Annotated in this window: 18 protein-coding genes and 3 tRNA genes; 11 read left to right on the forward strand and 10 right to left on the reverse strand. The window is 61.7% G+C overall.

Annotated elements, in window-relative coordinates:
* Positions 1-17: 17 nt before the first annotated feature.
* Together rimI and MC269_RS15800 are read right to left on the reverse strand one after the other, a co-directional pair.
* Positions 18-458 (reverse strand): ribosomal protein S18-alanine N-acetyltransferase, encoded by a 441-nt coding sequence (rimI, locus tag MC269_RS15795; RefSeq protein ID WP_081142313.1) that lies wholly within the window; start codon positions 456-458, stop codon positions 18-20.
* Entirely contained in the window at positions 430-840 is a 411-nt protein-coding gene (locus MC269_RS15800) for a DNA polymerase III subunit psi (protein WP_081142311.1), read from the reverse strand. Before MC269_RS15800 ends, rimI begins: the two co-directional genes overlap by 29 nt.
* 107 nt (positions 841-947) lie before the next feature.
* On the opposite strand from MC269_RS15800, the gene rsmC reads away from it, so the two are divergent.
* The 4 genes from rsmC (at position 948) to MC269_RS15820 (ending at position 2433) form a co-directional block, all read left to right on the forward strand.
* Positions 948-1979 carry a 16S rRNA (guanine(1207)-N(2))-methyltransferase RsmC gene (gene rsmC / locus MC269_RS15805; RefSeq protein WP_239952977.1) on the forward strand — a complete coding sequence of 344 codons (1032 nt, stop codon included), beginning with the start codon at positions 948-950 and terminating at the stop codon, positions 1977-1979.
* A 129-nt stretch (positions 1980-2108) separates the two neighbouring features.
* Positions 2109-2195, forward strand: a tRNA-Leu gene (locus tag MC269_RS15810).
* Between the two features lie 32 nt (positions 2196-2227).
* Positions 2228-2314, forward strand: a tRNA-Leu gene (locus MC269_RS15815).
* A gap of 32 nt (positions 2315-2346) precedes the next feature.
* Positions 2347-2433, forward strand: a tRNA-Leu gene (locus MC269_RS15820).
* A 44-nt stretch (positions 2434-2477) separates the two neighbouring features.
* Here MC269_RS15820 and MC269_RS15825 read toward each other — a convergent pair.
* Positions 2478-2762, reverse strand: coding sequence for a DUF1435 domain-containing protein (locus MC269_RS15825; RefSeq protein ID WP_081142306.1), 285 nt, complete (start codon positions 2760-2762; stop codon positions 2478-2480).
* 228 nt (positions 2763-2990) lie between these two features.
* On the opposite strand from MC269_RS15825, the gene MC269_RS15830 reads away from it, so the two are divergent.
* The 3 genes from MC269_RS15830 to MC269_RS15840 all read left to right on the forward strand — a co-directional run bounded on the left by MC269_RS15830 (position 2991) and on the right by MC269_RS15840 (position 5589).
* A complete protein-coding gene (locus tag MC269_RS15830; RefSeq protein ID WP_239952978.1) occupies positions 2991-4085 on the forward strand; it encodes a diguanylate cyclase in 1095 nt (364 codons plus the stop codon).
* A gap of 154 nt (positions 4086-4239) precedes the next feature.
* Positions 4240-5031, forward strand: coding sequence for a siderophore-iron reductase FhuF (fhuF, locus tag MC269_RS15835; protein ID WP_239952979.1), 792 nt, complete (start codon positions 4240-4242; stop codon positions 5029-5031).
* Between the two features lie 93 nt (positions 5032-5124).
* Positions 5125-5589, forward strand: coding sequence for a YbaK/EbsC family protein (locus MC269_RS15840; protein ID WP_239952980.1), 465 nt, complete (start codon positions 5125-5127; stop codon positions 5587-5589).
* Here the strand turns inward: MC269_RS15840 and MC269_RS15845 are convergent.
* The 4 genes from MC269_RS15845 to MC269_RS15860 form a co-directional block, all read right to left on the reverse strand.
* Positions 5586-6806, reverse strand: a complete 1221-nt coding sequence (locus MC269_RS15845; protein ID WP_239952981.1) for an MFS transporter — start codon at positions 6804-6806, stop codon at positions 5586-5588. The genes MC269_RS15840 and MC269_RS15845 overlap by 4 nt on opposite strands.
* A gap of 180 nt (positions 6807-6986) precedes the next feature.
* The gene (locus tag MC269_RS15850; protein ID WP_239952982.1) at positions 6987-7973 is read right to left on the reverse strand and encodes a nucleoside hydrolase; all 987 of its coding nucleotides are present in this window, start codon (positions 7971-7973) and stop codon (positions 6987-6989) included.
* Entirely contained in the window at positions 7970-8959 is a 990-nt protein-coding gene (locus MC269_RS15855; protein ID WP_081142329.1) for a LacI family DNA-binding transcriptional regulator, read from the reverse strand. Before MC269_RS15855 ends, MC269_RS15850 begins: the two co-directional genes overlap by 4 nt.
* A gap of 124 nt (positions 8960-9083) precedes the next feature.
* The gene (locus tag MC269_RS15860) at positions 9084-10472 is read right to left on the reverse strand and encodes an MFS transporter (protein WP_239952983.1); all 1389 of its coding nucleotides are present in this window, start codon (positions 10470-10472) and stop codon (positions 9084-9086) included.
* A 576-nt stretch (positions 10473-11048) separates the two neighbouring features.
* Between MC269_RS15860 and MC269_RS15865 the strand changes: the two genes are divergently transcribed.
* A complete protein-coding gene (locus tag MC269_RS15865; RefSeq protein WP_239952984.1) occupies positions 11049-11603 on the forward strand; it encodes a histidine phosphatase family protein in 555 nt (184 codons plus the stop codon).
* On the opposite strand, the gene MC269_RS15870 is transcribed toward MC269_RS15865, so the two are convergent.
* A complete protein-coding gene (locus MC269_RS15870; protein WP_239952985.1) occupies positions 11596-12549 on the reverse strand; it encodes a YncE family protein in 954 nt (317 codons plus the stop codon). The genes MC269_RS15865 and MC269_RS15870 overlap by 8 nt on opposite strands.
* Before the next feature lie 429 nt (positions 12550-12978).
* Between MC269_RS15870 and MC269_RS15875 the strand changes: the two genes are divergently transcribed.
* Positions 12979-13998 carry a glycosyltransferase family 32 protein gene (locus MC269_RS15875; protein ID WP_239952986.1) on the forward strand — a complete coding sequence of 340 codons (1020 nt, stop codon included), beginning with the start codon at positions 12979-12981 and terminating at the stop codon, positions 13996-13998.
* On the opposite strand, the gene MC269_RS15880 is transcribed toward MC269_RS15875, so the two are convergent.
* Positions 13972-14892 (reverse strand): LysR family transcriptional regulator, encoded by a 921-nt coding sequence (locus MC269_RS15880; RefSeq protein ID WP_239952987.1) that lies wholly within the window; start codon positions 14890-14892, stop codon positions 13972-13974. The genes MC269_RS15875 and MC269_RS15880 overlap by 27 nt on opposite strands.
* A 120-nt stretch (positions 14893-15012) precedes the next feature.
* Between MC269_RS15880 and MC269_RS15885 the strand changes: the two genes are divergently transcribed.
* On the forward strand, positions 15013-15402 hold the full coding sequence (locus tag MC269_RS15885) for a tautomerase family protein (protein ID WP_081142284.1): 390 nt from the start codon (positions 15013-15015) through the stop codon (positions 15400-15402).
* 198 nt (positions 15403-15600) lie between these two features.
* A complete protein-coding gene (gene opgB, locus MC269_RS15890) occupies positions 15601-17892 on the forward strand; it encodes a phosphatidylglycerol--membrane-oligosaccharide glycerophosphotransferase (RefSeq protein ID WP_239955136.1) in 2292 nt (763 codons plus the stop codon).
* Here opgB and MC269_RS15895 read toward each other — a convergent pair.
* Positions 17889-18599 (reverse strand): GNAT family N-acetyltransferase, encoded by a 711-nt coding sequence (locus tag MC269_RS15895; protein ID WP_239952988.1) that lies wholly within the window; start codon positions 18597-18599, stop codon positions 17889-17891. The genes opgB and MC269_RS15895 overlap by 4 nt on opposite strands.
* Positions 18600-18665: the final 66 nt, after the last annotated feature.

Genomic DNA, 18665 nt, shown 5'->3' on the forward strand with positions numbered 1-18665 from the left:
TACAGCTCCTTAAAAGCCTACAGCGTCAGCGCCATGATGATGGCGTCTTCACGTCCGCTGGCGGTGGGATAGTAGTTGGGACGGCGGCTGACCTGGTGAAAGTCGAGCTGCTCGTAGAGGGCGATAGCGGGATGGTTAGAGGCGCGCACCTCCAGCCACAGCGTCATGACGTCGCGCTTCTCCAGCTCGGCGATAAGATGCTGCAGCAGCTGACGCCCGTAGCCGCGCCGCTGAAAAGCGGGATCGACGGCGATATTGAACAGCGACGCCTCATCCAGCACCACCTGCGTGATGGCGAAGGCGGCCATCGCGCCGTCGACGTCGAGGCGATAGTTAAGAAAACGTTCGCCCTGATTGCTGGCGAAGGTCTGTTCGCGCCACGGAAAGGCGTGGCTGCGGCACTCAATGGCGAAGGCCTGGGCGGTGTCCTCAGGGGTGAGGAAAGAGATCGCTGTCATGGTTACACATCTGTTGCCAGAGCGCGCGTTTCGCCGCGCCGCTGCTGGAGAGTTCATTTAAAGAGGCGGAGTGCAGCGCGACGGCGCTAAAGGGATGCGGCCCGTCGATGCCGATCAGCCAGCCCGCGCAGTCGAGCGATTCGGGCAGCATCTGCAGCTGATCGGGGGTCAACGCCATCACCTGAGCGGGCTGCAGGCCGAGCGCATGCAGCACGTCGCGCACCAGCGGCTCATGCAGGCCGGGCGCGATGTCAGCGACGATAATCAGCTTTGTGCCGGGCGTCAGCCGCACCGCGATTTCGCCCTGAAGCGCGCGCGGGCGACGCAGTTGATACTGCGTTATTCCCATTTGCTGTAACAGCCAGTCGCGCCTGGAGGTCATGTTTTACCCTTGATGTGCTGCCGGAATGCGTCGCTATGCTAGCAAACCCATCGAACATGCGCCAACAAACCACTATAATCGCCGCTCTGATCTTACAGGAGCCTTTCATGTCTGCTTTTACCCCGGCCAGCGAAGTCATACTGCGCCACAGTGATGAATTTACCGCCCGCCACGTCTTGTTCGCTGGCGATATGCAGGATGACCTGCCCGCTCAGCTGGAGACCGCGTCGTCGCGTGCGCATACCCAGCAGTATCATCACTGGCAAAACCTGAGTCGCCGCCTGGGCGAACGGGCGCGTTACGGTCTGGTGGCAACGCCGGAAGACGTTGAAGGCTGCGACACGCTGGTCTACTACTGGCCGAAAAACAAGCCGGAAGCGCTGTTCCAGCTGATGAACCTGCTGTCGCTGCTGCCGCTGGGCTGCGATATTTTCGTCGTGGGCGAAAACCGCAGCGGCGTGCGCAGCGCCGAAGGCATGATCGAAGAGTGGGCGACGCTGGATAAAATCGACAGCGCGCGCCGCTGCGGCTTCTATCACGGCCGCCTCGACAGCCAGCCGACCTTCGACGCTGAAAGCTTCCGCGACAGCTACGATCTCGACCCGCTGACCATCTGCACCCTGCCGGGCGTCTTCAGCCGCGACGATCTCGACATCGGCAGCGCGCTGCTGCTGACGACGCTGGCGCCGCACACCAAAGGCAAGGTGCTGGATATCGGCTGCGGCGCGGGCGTGCTGTCGGCGGTGCTGGCCAACCACTCGCCGAAGGTGCGCCTGACGCTGTGCGACGTGCACGCCGCGGCAATTGAGGCGAGCAAGGCGACGCTGGCGATCAACGGCTTTGAAGGCGAGGTTTTCCCCAGCAACGTCTTCTCCGACGTGACCGGCCGTTTCGATCTTATTCTCTCTAACCCGCCGTTCCACGAAGGGCGCGAAACCAGCCTGGACGCGGCGCAGACCCTGATCCGCGGCGCGGTGAAGCACCTCAACACCGGCGGTGAACTGCGCATTGTCGCCAACGCCTTCCTGCCCTATCCGCAGGTGCTGGACGAGACCTTCGGCAGCCACGACGTGCTGGCGCAAAACGGCCGCTTCAAGGTCTATCGCGCGGTTTACGGCCGCGGCGCCCGCGCGCGCTAAGCCTCCGCGACGGCGAAAACGTTGCTTTTTGCAGCAGTCGATTCGCCGTCGCGAAATATCTGTTGACGCCCGGTGTAAAATCTCTAGAATGCGCCTCCGTGGTTGCAATACTGTCATGTATTGCTGGACGCGAAGGTGGCGGAATTGGTAGACGCGCTAGCTTCAGGTGTTAGTGTTCTTACGGACGTGAGGGTTCAAGTCCCTCTCTTCGCACCAACAACCACGATTTTCATCTCGCATCGCACTGCGCGAAGGTGGCGGAATTGGTAGACGCGCTAGCTTCAGGTGTTAGTGTTCTTACGGACGTGAGGGTTCAAGTCCCTCTCTTCGCACCAATGCGGCGATATGAAAACAAGATGACTCAAATGCGAAGGTGGCGGAATTGGTAGACGCGCTAGCTTCAGGTGTTAGTGTCTTAACGGACGTGAGGGTTCAAGTCCCTCTCTTCGCACCAGAGTTGTCCCTCCCTGCTTTCTCTCCCTTGTTTTACTTCCCTTGTTACGCTGCATGAAAATTCACTGCGATGGCCGCTAAGCCGCCCGCTAATGCGAGGCACGACGGCAGCAGCAGATAGTGTCGCATCCGGCGATGAAACAGCATCACCACCGTCAGCAGCAGCGCCACGATCATCACGATACGCCACTGGCTAAAGCTCGGCTCCCACAGGGCAAAGCACGGCAGCGCCGCGCAGGGCAGCAGCACGCCCCATGCGCTATCCAGTTTTTTCCCCATCATCCAGCTGAACCCCCACAAGCCGCAGGCGGCGAACATAGCCATTAACATTGCGTCGACCTCAAATGATAAGCATTACCATTATCATATGATAATAAATCTCATCCTGCAGCCAGTTTTTTACGCTTCCCGGTCGGAAGATGACAGACCAGTTGGAAAATGCTAGATTGCGGCCGATAACACCTTTTATAACACAGCAAATTTGCTCATTGTCCGGCAGAATAATTTAACTCCGCCGGAATGCGCTTTGATATTTCAGGGCCGTTTCGAGTATTAATAATGAAATTACAATCTTACGATGAATTGAAACACAGCAAATATCAGCTATCGCTGATGCTATTCCTGTTTTTAAATGTCGCCGTATCGTTTTTTTGCCTGATCCCTTTTACCGGCAGCCCAGGAGCGGAAATGTCGTTGCCGGTTATTATTATCGCCTTGTTTAGCAGCACCACCTTAATTGCGAGTTTAATCAGGCCCAAACGGAAATTGCCTTTATTAAATCCTGTGGCCCTGCTGCTCGGCGCACTGTGGGCCTGGCATATTGACCATCGCTACCATCAGGTTTTCTATTTCGACGGCAGCTTTTTGATTATTAGCCTGCTGAGCGTCTTTTTTATCAGCGCTATCGCCCTGAGTGATTATCTGACGGCGTTTTGTCTGCACATCACGCCGCCGGTGGTGACGGTGCTGCTGCTGGATCGCGGCGAGCATCTGGCGATGCTGCTGCTGACCATCTCTCTGCCGCTGATCGGCTTTTCCCTGCAGCACCTGATGCGCCGCCGCGTCGACCACTTTACCCGCCGACTGATGCGCCAGCTCTATGAAGAGAAAGAGACCTTCAGCGATCTCAGCATGCTCGACCCGCTGACCGGCCTCTATAACCGCCGCGGCCTGAAAAACCGGCTGGACAATATTCTGGAAAATCACGCCGGCAGCCACTTTGTACTGCTACTGGATATCGACCACTTTAAGGCCTACAACGACAACTACGGCCACGCCATGGGCGACCAGGCGCTGGCGCGCGTCTCAGTGGCGATCCGCGACGCGGTGCGCTCGCGCGATGTGGTGGTGCGCTACGGCGGCGAGGAGTTTCTGGTGCTGATGACCAACGTCAACGCCTCTATCGCCATGAAGCTGGCGGAGCGCATCCGCCAGTACGTGCTCGATCTGGAGATCCCCCATCGCTTCAGCGAAAAGGTCTCTACCCACGTCACCGTCAGCGCCGGCATCGCGCCGATTTTCGACGATGAATTCGATCAGGCGGTCGCCAACGCCGATCGCGCGCTGTACGTGGCGAAAAACCAGGGCCGCAACACCATTCTCGCCTGGGAGGATCTGCCGAAAACCCTGCCAGTGGAAAGCGAAGCGCACTAAATTCTGGCTCAGCGAAGGCGGCGCCACGCCCTTTCGCTGAGCGCGGCCAGCAGCTGAACCCCACACCCCGCTGCGCTAAAAACAGCCGACTTGTGAATAGAACTAAGAACGATTATCATTCTTTCTTCTCCTTTTCCAGGGCGCGTGAACCAGCATGTCGACCATCAGGCAGCACCCGCAACGCTTTCAGCAGTCTCAGCCGATCTTTATGCAGCGCGATCGCACGCTGGCCTGCGCGCTGCGCGACCTGATGCGCGAGCAGCGCAGCTATATGCTGGAAACCATCCACCTTGATGAAACCGCCCCCGCCGACGCCCTGACGCTGGCCGACTGGTCGCGCCCGGAACAGTTCCCCGCGCTGGCGCAGCGCTACAGCGACTACCTCTATCGTCAGCATCCCGACGCGGTGCAGGAAGCAAAGCCGGTGCAGTCGCTCTGGGCGCAGTGGTATTTTGGCCTGCTGCTGCCGCCGCTGATGCTGGCGCTGCTGGCGGAATCGCGCCCGCTCGACTGCTCGCCGCAGCATATTCGCGTGCAGTTTCATGAGAAGGGCTACCCCTGCGCCTTCTGGATCGATGCGCACGAAGATGAAGAGGCGCGCTATCTCAACGCGCCGCAGCGTATCGACCGCCTGATCCAGCAGCATCTGATCCCAGTGGTCAACGCCATCGCGCAGCATGGCGGCATCAACGCCAGGCTGATCTGGAATAATATGGGCTTCTCTTTTCACTGGTTCCTCGGCGAGCTGAAAACCCTGCTGGACGACGACACCCTGTTGCAGCTGGAGCAGGCGCTGTTTTTCACCAGCCGCCTGCTGGACGGCAGCGATAACCCACTCTATCGCACCATGCTGCCGCGCGACGGCGAGATGGTGCGGCGCAGCTGCTGCCAGCGCTACCGCATTCCCGACGTGGAACGCTGCGGCAACTGCACCCTCAGCGTATAAAAGCGCCGCCCGACGCGATTCCCGCCTTTCTCTCGTTTACACTTTTTCCGCCTTGTGGCAGTTTTTACGCCTTCGACCTGCATGGAGAAAGAGATGAGCCTGGAGTCGGTACGGCAGTTTTTCGCCGAACACGCACCTGATATCGAGATTATCGAGATGTCGCAAAGCACCGCCACCGTTGAGCTGGCGGCGCGCGTTCACGGCGTCGCGCCGGGACAGATCGCCAAAACCCTGTCGCTGAAAGTGAAAGACGAAGTGGTGCTGATCGTGACGCGCGGCGATGCGCGGCTCGACAACCGCAAGCTAAAAGCGGCGCTGGGCGCGAAGGCGCGCATGCTGAGCGTGGACGAGGTGGTGAACTGGACCGGGCATCCGGTCGGCGGCGTCTGCCCGTTCGGGCTGGAGAATCCGCTCAGGATCTACTGCGACGAATCGCTGCGCCACTTCGACGAGGTGCTGCCCGCAGCCGGCGCCATCCATAGCGCCGTGCGTATCTCCCCGCAGCGCATGGCCGAACTGACGCAGGCGCAGTGGGTAGACGTGTGCGAGGCGGTTTAACGCGTCGGCTTCGACACCGCGCCTGAAATCTCAATGCCGCGCGTTTCGCGGCCAAAGGCGACGAACAGCGAAATCAGCAGCGCCACTGTGCCGGCGACGATGGCCATCCCCAGCCCATAGTTGCCGCCATGCGCCTCGGCGATGCGCGACTGCAGCGTGGCGTTCACCGAGGCGATCAGGTTGCCCAGCTGATAGACGAAGCCGGGCAGCACCGCGCGCGCGTTGGCGGGCACCAGCTCGGTGAGCCAGGTCGGCACCACGCCCCATGCGCCCTGCACCATGAACTGCATCAAGAACGCGCCCAGCCCAATCGCCCAGGAGCCGCTGGAGAAGGCCCAGAGCGGCAGCACCGGCAGCGCCAGCAGCGACGCGAGGATAATCGCCTTTTTACGCCCGATCCGCTCCGACAGCGCGCCAAAGAAGACGCCGCCCAGCATCGCCGCAATGTTGTAGCTGATGGCGATCAAACTGACGGTGTGCGCATCGAACTGGTGCTGCACCTTCAGGAAGGTGGGATAGAGATCCTGGGTGCCGTGGCTGAAGAAGTTAAAGCAGGCCATCAGCAGCACCAGATAGAGGCAGAGCTTCCAGTGCTGGCGAATCGTCGGCAGCAGCGCGCTGCTCTCCTGACGCTCGCGCGCCGCCAGCCACACCGGCGACTCCGGCACCTTAAAGTAGATAAACGGCAGCAGCAGGATTGGCAACGCGCCAATCAGGAACATGCCGCGCCAGCCCACCGCGTCGAAAAACAGCCCAAACACCACCGACGCCAGCAGGTAGCCGCAGGGATAGCCCGCCTGAAAGATGCCGGACATCAGGCCGCGCGAGCGATCGGGAATGGTCTCCATCGCCAGCGACGAGGCGACGCCCCAGATGCCGCCCATCGCCACGCCGTAGATAACGCGAAAGGCGAGAAACGCGCCGAAGGTCGGTGACCAGGCGGAGAGCAGTTCGAACAGCGAGAACAGCACGATATTGAGCATCAGTATCGGCCGACGGCCATACTTTTCCGCCAGGCGGCCAAACAGCAGCGCGCCAATCGGGCGCACCGCCAGCGTCAGCATAATGGCGACCGACACATCGGTCACGGAGGTATGAAAGTAGCGCGCGAGATCGCTGAGAACAAACACCAGTATAAAAAAGTCGAACGCGTCCAGCGCCCAGCTGGCGAAGCTGGCAAACGCCACATTCCGCTGGGTCGGGGTCCAGTTAAACATAAACGTATCCTGTCTGTGCCATTCGGATAAAGGTCCGAAAAAAAAGGGCGTAACCGCCGAAACGGTTACAAGATTGTTAACGTTTTGTTTATAGCATCTTGCTGAAGGCAGACGCGTTCAAATGCTGGCATCCCTGACGTCAGGATGTAACTAAGGGTATCGGCGCGTGTCGCGGGCTTATCAACGCCTGAGCGACGTCAGCGCCTGTTCGATGATCTCCAGCAGCAGGCCGTTGTCGACGTGGTGCAGCACGTGCACCAGCGCACCGCAGTCGGCGGGGATGCCGACGTCGACGCGCAGCGGGGTGCGATAGCGCCAGCTCTTGCCGCGCGTCGGGCCGGGACGCAGTTCGATATCCACCCGGTAGTCGGTGCCGCTCGCCACGCGCTGATTGAGCAGCCAGGCGACCACCAGCACGTCATGGATCCAGCTGCCCGACAGGTGGCGCGTGCGGATAGAGTAGTCGATCCACGGGCGCAGCGTGTCGCGCACAAAATGGCAGAGCGGATGATCGCGAGCGGTCAGGCGCGACAGATCCTGATGGGTGAGCAGCGTCTGGGTGGTGACGTCCATCGGCACCAGCGTTATCGCCGCGCCGCTGTGCAGCACCTGATGCGCCGCCTCGGGATCGAGGCCAAAATTGGTGTCTTTGATATAGTCGTCGAGCGCGAACACCCCGCCCATAATCACAATCTCTGCCACCGCTTCCGCCATCGCCGGATAGCGCTGCAGCGCGAGCGCCACATTGGTCAGCGGGCCGATAGCCACCAGCGTGATTTCGCCGGGATGGTCGCACACCAGCCGACCGATGGCGTCAGCCGCATCATCGCCATCCACCGCTATCGGCGCAGGCGCGCGCACGCCCTGCCAGAGGTCGAGCATATCGAGCTGCTGCACGCGCCGATCGAGCGCCGCGCGCCAGGGCGCGTGATCTTCTTTCAGCGCCTGGGTCGCGCCCTGCACCACCGGGATCGCCGAGCCAAGGCGCACCAGCAGATCTTTCGCCACCTGTGCGCCGACGTCGCTCGGCGTGTTGCCCGCTACCGTGGTGATCAGCTCCACCGACAGCGCCGGCGAGGCGAGCGCCAGCGCAATCGCCAGCCCGTCGTCGGTGTTGGCCCCGGCGATACCGTTGCCCGGATCGCAGTCAATAATCACTCTTTTCATATCGTCGTCGCGTTCTGTTTGGCCTGCGGCAGGCAGCCGCAGGATTCGCCAATTTCAAGGTAGTGGGGAAATTCATGCAGCTTCGCCTCGCCGTCCCAGTTTTGCAGCATGGCGATGGCGCAGCGCGCCATATCCTGCAGCGGCTGGCGCACGGTGGTTAAGGTCGGCACGTGAAAGGCGGACTGATCGGTGCCGTTGAAGCAGACCAGCGCCACATCCTGCGGCACGCGGATACCCTGCTCGGCGAAGGCGCGGATGGCGCCGAGCGCCTGCCCTTCGTTGCTGGCAAACAGCGCGCGCGGCGCGCCCGCGCCGGCCAGCATCCGCTGCGCCGCCTCGTAACCACCCTGCCGCGAATAGCTGGCCGGGAAGATCAGCGCCTCATCGACCGGTACCTTGTGCGCCGTCAGGGCGTCGCGCCAGCCCTGAATACGATCCTGCGCGTTGAGCATCTCCAGCGGGCCGCTGATGATGCCGACCTGCCGATAGCCGTGCTCGAGCAGATGCGCCGTCACCTGAAACGCCGCCTGGCGCTCGTCGACGCGCAGCATGCTGACGCCGGGCTGCGGCTCGACGCGGTCCAGCATCACAAACGGGGTGTTGCTGGCCTGAATCACGTCGATATAGGGATGGCGATCGACGCTGTTGTAAAACAGGCCGTCGACCTGACGATTAAGCAGCCCGTGGATCAGCTCCAGCTCGCGCCGTCTGTCGTCGCCCGCGTCGCCGAGCAGCATCACGTGACCGTGATTAAGCGACTCCTGCAGCAGGACGTGCGCCATCGAGGCGACAAAGGGATTGCCGATATTGGGGACGATCAGGCCATAGGTTTTGGTGCTGCCCATGGCCAGCGCGCGCGCCACGCCGTTGGGGCGATAGCCGCTCAGCCGGATGGCGTCCAGCACGCGCTGCCGCGTCGCCTCGGCGACCGGGCGCGGACCGTTGTTGATAACGTAGCTCACCACGGCAACCGAGGTGCCGGCCATTTTCGCCACGTCGCTACGCGTCACTTTGCCTGACGGCTGTTTCAAGCTGTTCGCTCCCGATGTAAACAGAGCAGGCCGTGAATCATCACGGCCTGCTCATAAGTGCCTGATAAGCGACGCCGCACTAGATGGCGTCTTCCGGCAGGTTTAGGTCGCGCCCTCGCGTTTCGGGCGCGACAAAGGTGGTGAGAAAGCCGATGGCCGCCATGGCGGAGAAGTAGACCGCAATCGGCCACCAGTGTCCGCTCCAGGAGAGCATCGCCGCCGCCAGCAGCGGCGCGGTACCGCCCGACAGAATCGAACCCAGCTCTTTCGCCACTGCCATCTTGGTATAACGATGCCTGACGCCGAACATCTCGACGCCCCAGGCGGCCTGCACGCCGTAGATGCCGAGCGAGGCCAGCGCCATGCCGACCACAATCACCGGGATCACAATCATCGGCTCGCGGCTGTCGAGCAGTGAAAAGGCGGGCCAGGCGTAGAACATCAGCAGCAGGCAAAATCCACGATAGGTGATGCGGCGACCAAAGCGGTCCGACAGCCAGCCCGCCAGCGGGATCACCGCAAAGCCGAGCACCGAGGCGATAAACACCGCCGTGGTCGGCACCGATTTATCCACCATCAGCACCTTCGCCACGTAGCCGACCATAAAACCCTGCGCCAGATAGGAGGGGCCGTTTTCGCCGATGCGCTGCCCCACCAGCGTCCAGAAGGCGCGGGTGCGCCTCCAGAATCCGCGCGTGTCGGTCACGGCCGGCGCGTGGCGCGCAGCGGCGCGCTCCGCCTCCAGCTCCTGCTTTCTGCGTTCGAACACCGGGGTTTCGCGCAGGTGGCGACGGATCCACAGCGCCGCCAGCGCAATCAGCACGCTGCTGAGAAAGGGAATACGCCAGCCCCAGGCGAGCAGGCTCTGCTGATCCATCTGCACCACCGCCAGCCAGACCAGCGCGGCGAGCAGCGTGCCGCTGTTGGAGCCTAAGGCGATTACCGAGGAGACCAGCCCGCGCCGTTCGACCGGCGCATACTCGCCGAGCATCACCGTGCCGCCAGAGAGTTCCGCGCCCGCGCCCAGCCCCTGGGTAAAGCGCAGCAGCACCAGACAGGCGGGTGCCCAGACGCCGATAGTGGCGTAGCTGGGGATAAAGCCGATAAGGGTGGTCGAGGCGCCCATCAGAATAATGGTGATCACCATCACCACCTTTCGGCCTTTGCGGTCGCCGATCCAGCCGAACAGCACCGCGCCGATGGGACGGGCGATAAAGCCGACCGACCAGGTAGCGAAGCTGGAGAGCAGCGCCATCGCGGGCGTGGCCTGCGGAAAGAAAACGTCGCCGAAGATGATGCCAGCGGCCAGGCCGTAGAGCGCGAAGTCCGCGTACTCCATTGCCGTGCCCAGCCAGCAGGATAAGGTGGCGCGCCAGAAATCTTTGCGCCCGGAAGAGGTGGCCAGCCGCTCATCGGCGGCGGAGTGCAGGCGCGTAGAAGCGCCCTTAACGGAGTGGTGTGCCGTCATACTATTTCCCTGTTTTAGCGATCGTAAACGCCCTTCCGTGGGACGATTCCCTGATAGTCATCAGAACTCCCCGGGTGGCGAGGTACCGGTTGGCTAACCCATGCTGCGGTCAGTAAAGGATTCCCTGGTGTCAGGATCTCTATCTTCGCCGCTCTCTGCCGGTGTTGATCACCGGTCGCGTCAAGCAGGCGAAGGACTAAACCTTCTGGGCCGTTCTCGCATCATCCACCGCGAGTAATCACTAGGCGCCAGTTTATCTACGCGCGTAGATAAATCAAGTAAATTTAGCCTTATCGATCGCAAACCCGACAGCACCAGAAAATGATTTAAAAAATAATTATTTAAATACATACACTTAACCACAAACAGGCGCGCATAAGGTAATCAGTGTCATTTGACACCTAACACTTTCCCTTAATAATACCCTTCAGCAACCGCTCTGCGGCCTGCGCCCAGTGTTATCGCCTGAAATCATGACCAGCAGATGACAACGATGCTTTTAACAGCAGATAACGGCGAATTTTATCCAGGCGCCGCTTTGCGTTAAGCTCAGCAGAGAGCGAAACAGGAGAGCGAATGACGATTATCTTGATGCGACACGGCAAGCCCGACCATCACGCGCGCGGCCGACTCAGCGCCCAGGGACTGGCGGAATGGTGCGAGGCGTACGATATGGCGCTGGTGTGCGATATGCCGCCCGACCGCAGCCGCGCTATCGCCCAGCAGGCGTCGGTGATTGTCTGCAGCCCGCTGCCGCGCGCGCACTCCTCGCTGACGCGCCTCGGACTGCAGCCCACTGAGGTCGACGCGCTGTTTAGCGAAGTGTCGGTGCCGCTTATCGCCTCGGAACGCCTCGCGCTGCCGCCGCTGCTCTGGCTGATGCTGCTGCGCCTGATGTGGCTGTGCGGTTATGCCGGCGAAAGCGAGTCGCTGGTGCGGGCGCGTCAGCGCGCTGCGCGCGCCGCCGACCGGCTGATCGCGCTGTCGGAGCGCGGCACCGTGCTGCTGCTCGGCCACGGCCTGATGAATAAAATGATCGCGCGCGAACTGCGCAAGCGCGGCTGGCAGGCGGAAAAACATGCCAGCAGCCGCCACTGGAGTTCAGCAATCTATCACCGCCCTTTTATCTAGCGAGCGCGAAATAGCTCAGCACCTCGCAGCCGGTGCCGACGCGCGGCGTGGCGATCGCTTTGCCCTGCGCCAGATCGATCACGCTCAGCGTGCCGTCGCCCTCGTTGGCGATCAGCAGCTGCCGGTTATCGGGGCTGAAGCAGCCGTCCATCGGCTGATTGCCCACCGCAATATCCCCCAGCGGATTAAGCAGATCGTCGAACAGGGTGATCACCGGCTCGCCGTCGCCTATCGCCACCAGCCGCTCGCCGTCCGCGCTAAAGCGCACCACCTGACACGACGCTTTATGGCCCGGCAGCGCCAGCCGCTGGCGCACGCGATGGCTCTGACGGTCAATCACATAGAGGTGCGGCGCATCCGCCGCGCTGGCCACCAGATAGGGATGCTTCGGCGACGCCGCAATGCCGGCGATCGGGCCAGGCAGCAGAATAGTGTCGATCACGCGCCCTTCCGCCTCGCACAGATCCACCACGGTAATGCTGGCGTCCTCTTCATTGTCGGTAAACAGCTTGCGTCCGCTGGGCGACAGCGTCAGGCGGTGCGCATTATGGGACGGAATGGGAATGGTTTTCTCCACGCGATCGCTCGCCGGATCGATCACCGCCACCGCCGCGCTGTTTTCGCAGCAGAGATAGACCTTGCCGTCGCGCCCCAGCTGACCGCTGTGCGGCGCGCGCAGCGGCGAGAGATCGATAAAGCCGCTAATTTCGCGCTTCACCAGATCGATAATCGCTATTTTATGGCCGGGATGGGGATTGTCGCCGTGAATGCCGTCGCCGTAGATGGGCACATAGGCCTTGCCCCAGGCCGGCAGCATCAGCAGCTCGTGCGGGCGCGGCGGCAGCGCGTTAAGCTCGCGTTCGACGGCGAAAGTCTCGGGATTGAGAAACAGCACGCGGTTGCCCTGCTTATCGACCGCCAGCAGCCCGTGGGTTGGTTGTGACATGGCGCCTCCTTTTCTCAGTAAGCCTCCCTTAAGCGTAGACAACCGCTGTCAGGCCACCACGCCGCCGCAACACATCAGCGCGGCTAAACAGCGCAAATAAAGGCAATGCGCGCAGAGATAATTTGCCAGCCGGCGCCGCAGCGGAGGCGAATATAAAAGAGTTCGGACTTTCCTTAGCGGCTTTATTTATTTCCACCCTTATCAACGCGCGGTAAATATAAGGCGAGCGGCAGCGCGATAACTGACAAAGCGGCCTGCCGCTTTCCGGATCATCTGAAATTCAGCAAAAGTCGTAGCGCGCCTATAAATAATGCTTTATTAAATCGGTGAAGAGAATTTATACAGAGTCGTGAGGAAACCATCGCGCTTTCTGCGCTGCGCCTCACCAGGGACACACTCCGCGGCAATAATCACAATAACAGGTGCATCATGAATCAACACCGTCAACACCCTGCCCATACCCTCTGGCGCAACTGGAAACGCGTCTCCTTCAGCAGCCAAATGCTGTGGCAGAAGAAAAAGCACAGCGCGCTGACCGCGCCGGAATATGACGCCAGCCAGGAGGAGAACCTGGTGATCCTGTCCACCGAGAAGGCGCCTGCGGCGATCCCGAAAACCATCTGGATGGTCTGGCTCGACGACCCGCTGCCGCCCTCTCTGCGCCTCAATATCAACCAGCTGCGCCAGGACAACCCCGATCATTCGCTGCATCTGGTGACGCCGAGCACGCTGGCGCAGTGGCTGCCGGAGCTGCAGTTTATTTCTGCCGACCTGACCTCGGCGCAGAAAAGCGACATTATTCGGCTGGAGCTGCTGCACCGCTTCGGCGGCATCGGTATCGACTGCGGCACGCTGTTATTCGAGAAGCTCGACTGGGTGCATCAGGTTCAGCAGGATAAGCCGATGGACGTTATTGGCTACTACCGCGAGAGCAGCACGCTTAATTTCCTCTCGCCGGTGATCGAAAGCTGGTTTATCGCCGCCGCGCCGGGCAACGCCTTTATTCGCGAGTGGCTAAAACAGCTGGCGCCAATTAAAAATCTCGGCGCGCAGAACTATATTCACGAGCTAAAGAAGCGCGACGACTATCCGCTTATCGTGCAGAAAATTCATCACCCGGCGCAGGCGCTGCTGTCGCTGGCGCAGCAGGTGGCGGTCAAAGAGTATCGCCGCGTCAATCTCCATTTGCGCAAGGCGGAAGCCAACGCCTGGTTTTATCAGCAGCTGCACGCGGGCAACAGCGACGCGTTCGCCCGCTCGGTGCTGTTTCATCAGCGGCCGCAAACCCCGCCGCCGGTGATCCGGCTCGGCGGCGACGAACGGCTGCACCTCGACTTTAACCTGCGCATCGGCCTCTATAACCGCGCCAGCCTGCTGGGCGAAATGATGCTGGCACCGTCGCGTCCGGCGCTGGCGCTGCCCTCAGGCGCCGACAAAGCGCGCGCGTAGCCAGTGTGTCAGGGTCGTCACCGCGCGCGGCACCTGCGCCGCGTAGGGCCGGACGATCCACAGCCTCTCCGCGAAGGCGTCAACGGCGCGCCACTCCGGCAGCACCTGACGCAGCGCGCCGCAGGCGAGCGCGTCGCGCGCGCTGAAGTCCGGCAGCATGGCGATGCCCAGTCCCTGTAGCGCCGCGTCGCGTATCGATTCGCTGTTGTTGGTGGCGAAGCTGCCCTGAATCCGCACCTCTACCCGCTCGCCCTGCGCCGCCTCGGCGAAGCGCCAGCGTGGAGTTTCCACGCCGCGCGGATAGTAAAGGCAGTTGTGCTGCGCCAGATCGGCGGGCGACTGCGGCGCGCCGTGCCTCGCAAGATACTCCGGCGAGGCGACCAGCAGCGTGCGCGTGTCGCACAGCGGCAGCGCGACGTGGGTCTCCGGCAGCGCGCTGCTGTGGCGGATCGCCAGGTCAAACCCTTCGCTGCCGAGCGAGACGATGCGATCCGTCACCTCGAGCTGCAGCCGAATCTGCGGCCAGGCGCGCAGAAAATCCCCGACGATGGGCACCAGCTGCTGGCGCGCGAACGCCACCGGCGCGGTCACCCTGACCAGGCCGCGCACTGGCCCGGCGGTGTCGCGCACGCCGAAAAAGCTCTGCTCGATGCGCGCAAAGGGGTCGCGCAACTCCTCCACCAGCTTCTCGCCCGCCGACGTCAGCCGCACGCTGCGCGTGGTGCGCTGCACCAGCGCCACGCCCGCCGCGCTCTCCAGCTCTTTGATCTTCTGGCTCATCGCCGCCTTGCTGACCTCAAGCCGCTCTGCCGCGCGGGTAAAACTGCCCTGCTCCGCCAGCACCAGCAGCCAGTGCAGATGGTTCCAGAGCGCATCCGTTTTCACTGCTTTCATGGTTTATTGTTCGCTATAGTGAATAATCATTTCAGCAGGCGCGCTTTTTCTTTCTCTGCCTACGCGCCAGGATAGAGGCATCAGCATACGTAAATTACCCCGTCCAGAGGAGAAAGAATCATGCCGCTACTGCAATTTGATGTTATTCAGGGCCGTTCTGAGTCTGAACTGCGCACGCTGCTGGATGCCGCGCACCGTGCGGTGCTTACCGCCTTTCAGGTGCCGCCACGTGACCGCTATCAGATTGTTCACGAAAACAAGGCGTATCAAATGGTGTTTCAGGACACTGGCCTCGGCTTCACCCGCAGCGACAACCTGGTGATGGTGCGCGTCTACACCAGCCCGCGCAGCGCCGAGCAGAAGCAGCGCTTTATGGCGGAGCTGGCGCGCGAACTGCGCGAAAGCAGCGGCGTGCAGGGCCAGGATCTGATGATCAGCTTTATCACCAACGACAAAGGGGACTGGAGCTTTGCCGACGGCGAAGCGCAATACCTTACCGGCCGGCTTTGATTTCGCGCGCTTTTTCCCGCCTTACCACGACAGCCAGCCGGCTGTCGTGCCTCTTTTTTTCCTGAAAGATTACCCACTGCACAATTCGGGCTGCATATGTTGCAGCGCTATGACAGCCATTATAGATTGACGCCAATCACCCTTACTCCATGCGGGCTGCGCAGGATGCGCTCACTCACTTCAAGAGAGGATTTGACGTTGTCCGAATTTGTCTCGGTGGCGCTGTTTCTGGCCGCCATTGCCGTTTACTCGTGGAAAGCCGGACGCAATAAGCTCTGGTTCGCTTTCGTGCTGCTGCTGCTGGTGCTGTTTGTGCTGCTTAACGCCACGCTCTACGCCAGCAACTACTTCACCGGCGACGGCATCAACGACGCGGTGCTCTACACCCTGACCAACAGCCTGACCGGCGCGGGCGTCAGTAAATATGTGGTGCCCGGCCTCGGGCTGCTGCTGCTGCTCTTTTTGCTGATCTGCCTGCTCAGCTGGCTGCTGCGCCGCCACGATCGGCCGCACCATCTCGGCTGGAGCCTGCTGGCGGTGGCCTGTGCCGCCGGATCGGTGCAGACCACGCCGGCGTTTCGTCAGGTTGCCAGCCTGGTGGCGTCGCATACCCGGCTGGCCGATTCCGACTTCGACAACTACTACAGAGTGCCGCAAAAGGTCATTAACAATCCTCATCTCAACCTGGTCTATATCTATGGCGAAAGCCTTGAGCGCACCTATTTTGACGACCAGGTTTTCCCCAGCCTGACGCCGGAGCTGGGCCGGGAAAAGGCGCAGAGCCTGGATTTCAGTGACACCCTGCAGCTGCCCGGCACCGACTACACCATCGCGGGCATGGTGGCGTCGCAGTGCGGCATTCCGCTGTTCGCCCCTTTCGACGGCAACGCCTCCGCCTCGCTCTCCAGCTTCTATCCGCAGAACGTCTGCCTCGGCGATATTCTGAAAAATTCCGGCTATGAGAACTGGTTTATTCAGGGCGCGGATCTGCGCTTCGCTGGCAAAGACGTTTTCCTCAAATCGCACGGCTTCGCCTCTGCCAATATGGTGGGATCGCAGGAGCTAAAAGATCGCGTCGCCGATCCCGCCTACCGCAACAACTGGGGCTACTACGATGACACGGTGATGGACGCGGTGTTTGAGCAGTATGAGGCGCTGTCGCGCCAGCAGAAGCGCTTCGCGCTGTTTACCCTGACGGTGGACACGCACCATCCCGACGGCTTTATCTCGCGCAGCTGCCAGCGCAAAAGCTACAGCTACGACGGCAAACCCAACCAGTCGTTCAGCGCGGTCACCTGTTCGCAGGAGCATGTGGCGCGGCTGATCGCCCGCATTAAAGCCTCGCCCTGGTTTAAAAACACCGTGATTGTGGTGACCTCGGATCATCTGGCGATGAACAACACCGCTCATCCCTATTTGATCAAGCAGCCGCGTCGCGATCTTTTTATGGTGATCCGCGGCGATCGGCCGCAGGCGGAGGTGATCGACCAGCCGCGCAGCACGCTGGATAACGGCGCGACGGTGCTCGATATTCTCGGCGGCGATAAAGCGATCGGCCTCGGGCGCAGCAGCCTGGCCGGCCCGACGCTGGCGGGGCAGTTTAGCGATTTTCAGAGCCATATCAGCCGCTGGAAGGCGGATATCATTCAGCTGTGGAACTTCCCGAAAAAGCTCGACGATTTCGTGATCGATACGGCGAAAAACAGCTTTAGCTTCTCGGGCGCCACCTTCCGGCTGCCGATCCTGTTCCGCGTCGCCGACAGCCATGTCGAGCCGCTGCCGGAAGGGGAATACGCCGCGCCGCTGCGCTACCAGCTGGCGGACTTCACCGCCAGCGAAAAGTTCGTCTGGGTCGATCGCTGCTTCCGTATGGCGCGGCTGTGGCAGCCTGAGCTAGCGCTCTCTACCGACTTCTGCGTGGCGATGGGGCAGCTGGGCGGCCAGCCGAGCGTGACGCGCGTCGATAAGGCGCAGTGGAAAGGCCAGGCGCGCTTCCCGCAGGCAGCGCAGAGCGCGGCGGCCTACCAGCGCAATGAGACGCTGCTGCGCGTCGAGGATAACGACATCCGCTACGACGCCGACCGCTTTCTCTTCGCGGTGCCGGGCGCGCCGAGCAGCGTGAAGCGCTTCAGCGGCATCTCGCGCTGGGAGAACTGGGGCCGCTGGTCCAACGCCAACCTGGCGCCAGAAGTCAGCATTGAGTATACCGATCCGCTGCCGGCGCGCTTTGACGTGGTGATCACCGCGCGCGCCTTTGGGCCTAACGCGCACCGCCCGATTCCGGTGCGCGTCGGCGATCAGCAGCAGGCGCTGACGCTGGGCGAGGAACTCTCTACCACCACCCTGCACTTCACCAACACCACGGGCGAGCATACCCTGACCATCGCGCCGCCGGAGCCGCAGCAAAGCAATCTGGGCAATATTACCGGCCAGGATCCGCGTCGGCTCGGCATCGGCATGGTGGATATCAAAATCGTGCCGCAGAGCTAGCCCTGCCGCAGCGCCTCCAGCGTCTGCCGCTGCTGGCCGTCGGCGGTGAAGTTTTCCGCCGCCAGCCAGCGCGTGAAGCTCTGCTTCACCTGCGGCCACTCGCTGTCGATGATCGAGAACCAGTGCGTATCGCGCGTGCGGCCGCGGTAGACGATCGCCTGCCGGAATTCGCCCTCATACTGAAAGCCGAGCCGGGCGGCGGCGCGGCGCGAGGGCGCGTTCAGGCTGTCGCACTTCCACTCGTAGCGGCGATAGCCAAGCTGTTCAAAGGCGTAGCGCATCAGCAGAAAATGCGCCTCGGTCGCCTGCCGCGTGCGCTTCAGCAGCGGCGAAAAGGCGACGTGCCCCACTTCTATCACGCCGTGCTCGGGCGCGATGCGCATCAGCGCCAGCGTGCCTGCGGCGCGTCCACTCTCAACATCGATTACCGCGAAGTGCAGCGGATCCTGGCTGCTTTCCATTTTCTGCGCATAGCTGAGCCACTCCGCTTCATCGGCAAAGGGACCGGCGAACAGATAGGTCCAGTCGCGGCCATCCGGCGCCAGCGCATAGGCGGCGCGCAGGTCATCGCCGTGCTGCGCCACGCTCAGCGGCTCCAGCCGACAGTAGCGGCCCGCCAGGGTTTCGCGCTGCGGCAGCGGACGCGGCTGCCAGTCGGTTAACGGCTGGCCGACCGGCTGGCCAAATTCATTGGTGGTGTGCGACATACTCTCTCTCCTTGTGGTGGTCAGCCCAAGCGTGCCGCTTTTCTGGTAGGCTAAAAAGCTCCACAG

Source organism: Pantoea sp. Z09 (genome assembly GCF_022394795.1).
In the GTDB taxonomy this organism is placed as follows: Bacteria; Pseudomonadota; Gammaproteobacteria; order Enterobacterales; family Enterobacteriaceae; genus Pantoea; species Pantoea latae.

What these genes read in the sequence shown, in the direction of transcription:
- MC269_RS15800 (WP_081142311.1), bottom strand. Translation starts at nt 840, where the DNA reads ATGACCTCCAGGCGCGACTGGCTGTTACAGCAAATGGGAATAACGCAG.
- MC269_RS15830 (WP_239952978.1), top strand. Translation starts at nt 2,991, where the DNA reads ATGAAATTACAATCTTACGATGAATTGAAACACAGCAAATATCAGCTA.
- MC269_RS15840 (WP_239952980.1), top strand. Translation starts at nt 5,125, where the DNA reads ATGAGCCTGGAGTCGGTACGGCAGTTTTTCGCCGAACACGCACCTGAT.
- MC269_RS15860 (WP_239952983.1), bottom strand. Translation starts at nt 10,472, where the DNA reads ATGACGGCACACCACTCCGTTAAGGGCGCTTCTACGCGCCTGCACTCC.
- MC269_RS15895 (WP_239952988.1), bottom strand. Translation starts at nt 18,599, where the DNA reads ATGTCGCACACCACCAATGAATTTGGCCAGCCGGTCGGCCAGCCGTTA.
- fhuF (WP_239952979.1), top strand. Translation starts at nt 4,240, where the DNA reads ATGTCGACCATCAGGCAGCACCCGCAACGCTTTCAGCAGTCTCAGCCG.
- MC269_RS15865 (WP_239952984.1), top strand. Translation starts at nt 11,049, where the DNA reads ATGACGATTATCTTGATGCGACACGGCAAGCCCGACCATCACGCGCGC.
- MC269_RS15855 (WP_081142329.1), bottom strand. Translation starts at nt 8,959, where the DNA reads ATGGCCGGCACCTCGGTTGCCGTGGTGAGCTACGTTATCAACAACGGT.
- rsmC (WP_239952977.1), top strand. Translation starts at nt 948, where the DNA reads ATGTCTGCTTTTACCCCGGCCAGCGAAGTCATACTGCGCCACAGTGAT.
- MC269_RS15885 (WP_081142284.1), top strand. Translation starts at nt 15,013, where the DNA reads ATGCCGCTACTGCAATTTGATGTTATTCAGGGCCGTTCTGAGTCTGAA.
- rimI (WP_081142313.1), bottom strand. Translation starts at nt 458, where the DNA reads ATGACAGCGATCTCTTTCCTCACCCCTGAGGACACCGCCCAGGCCTTC.
- MC269_RS15825 (WP_081142306.1), bottom strand. Translation starts at nt 2,762, where the DNA reads ATGTTAATGGCTATGTTCGCCGCCTGCGGCTTGTGGGGGTTCAGCTGG.
- MC269_RS15870 (WP_239952985.1), bottom strand. Translation starts at nt 12,549, where the DNA reads ATGTCACAACCAACCCACGGGCTGCTGGCGGTCGATAAGCAGGGCAAC.
- MC269_RS15875 (WP_239952986.1), top strand. Translation starts at nt 12,979, where the DNA reads ATGAATCAACACCGTCAACACCCTGCCCATACCCTCTGGCGCAACTGG.
- MC269_RS15850 (WP_239952982.1), bottom strand. Translation starts at nt 7,973, where the DNA reads ATGAAAAGAGTGATTATTGACTGCGATCCGGGCAACGGTATCGCCGGG.
- MC269_RS15880 (WP_239952987.1), bottom strand. Translation starts at nt 14,892, where the DNA reads ATGAAAGCAGTGAAAACGGATGCGCTCTGGAACCATCTGCACTGGCTG.
- MC269_RS15845 (WP_239952981.1), bottom strand. Translation starts at nt 6,806, where the DNA reads ATGTTTAACTGGACCCCGACCCAGCGGAATGTGGCGTTTGCCAGCTTC.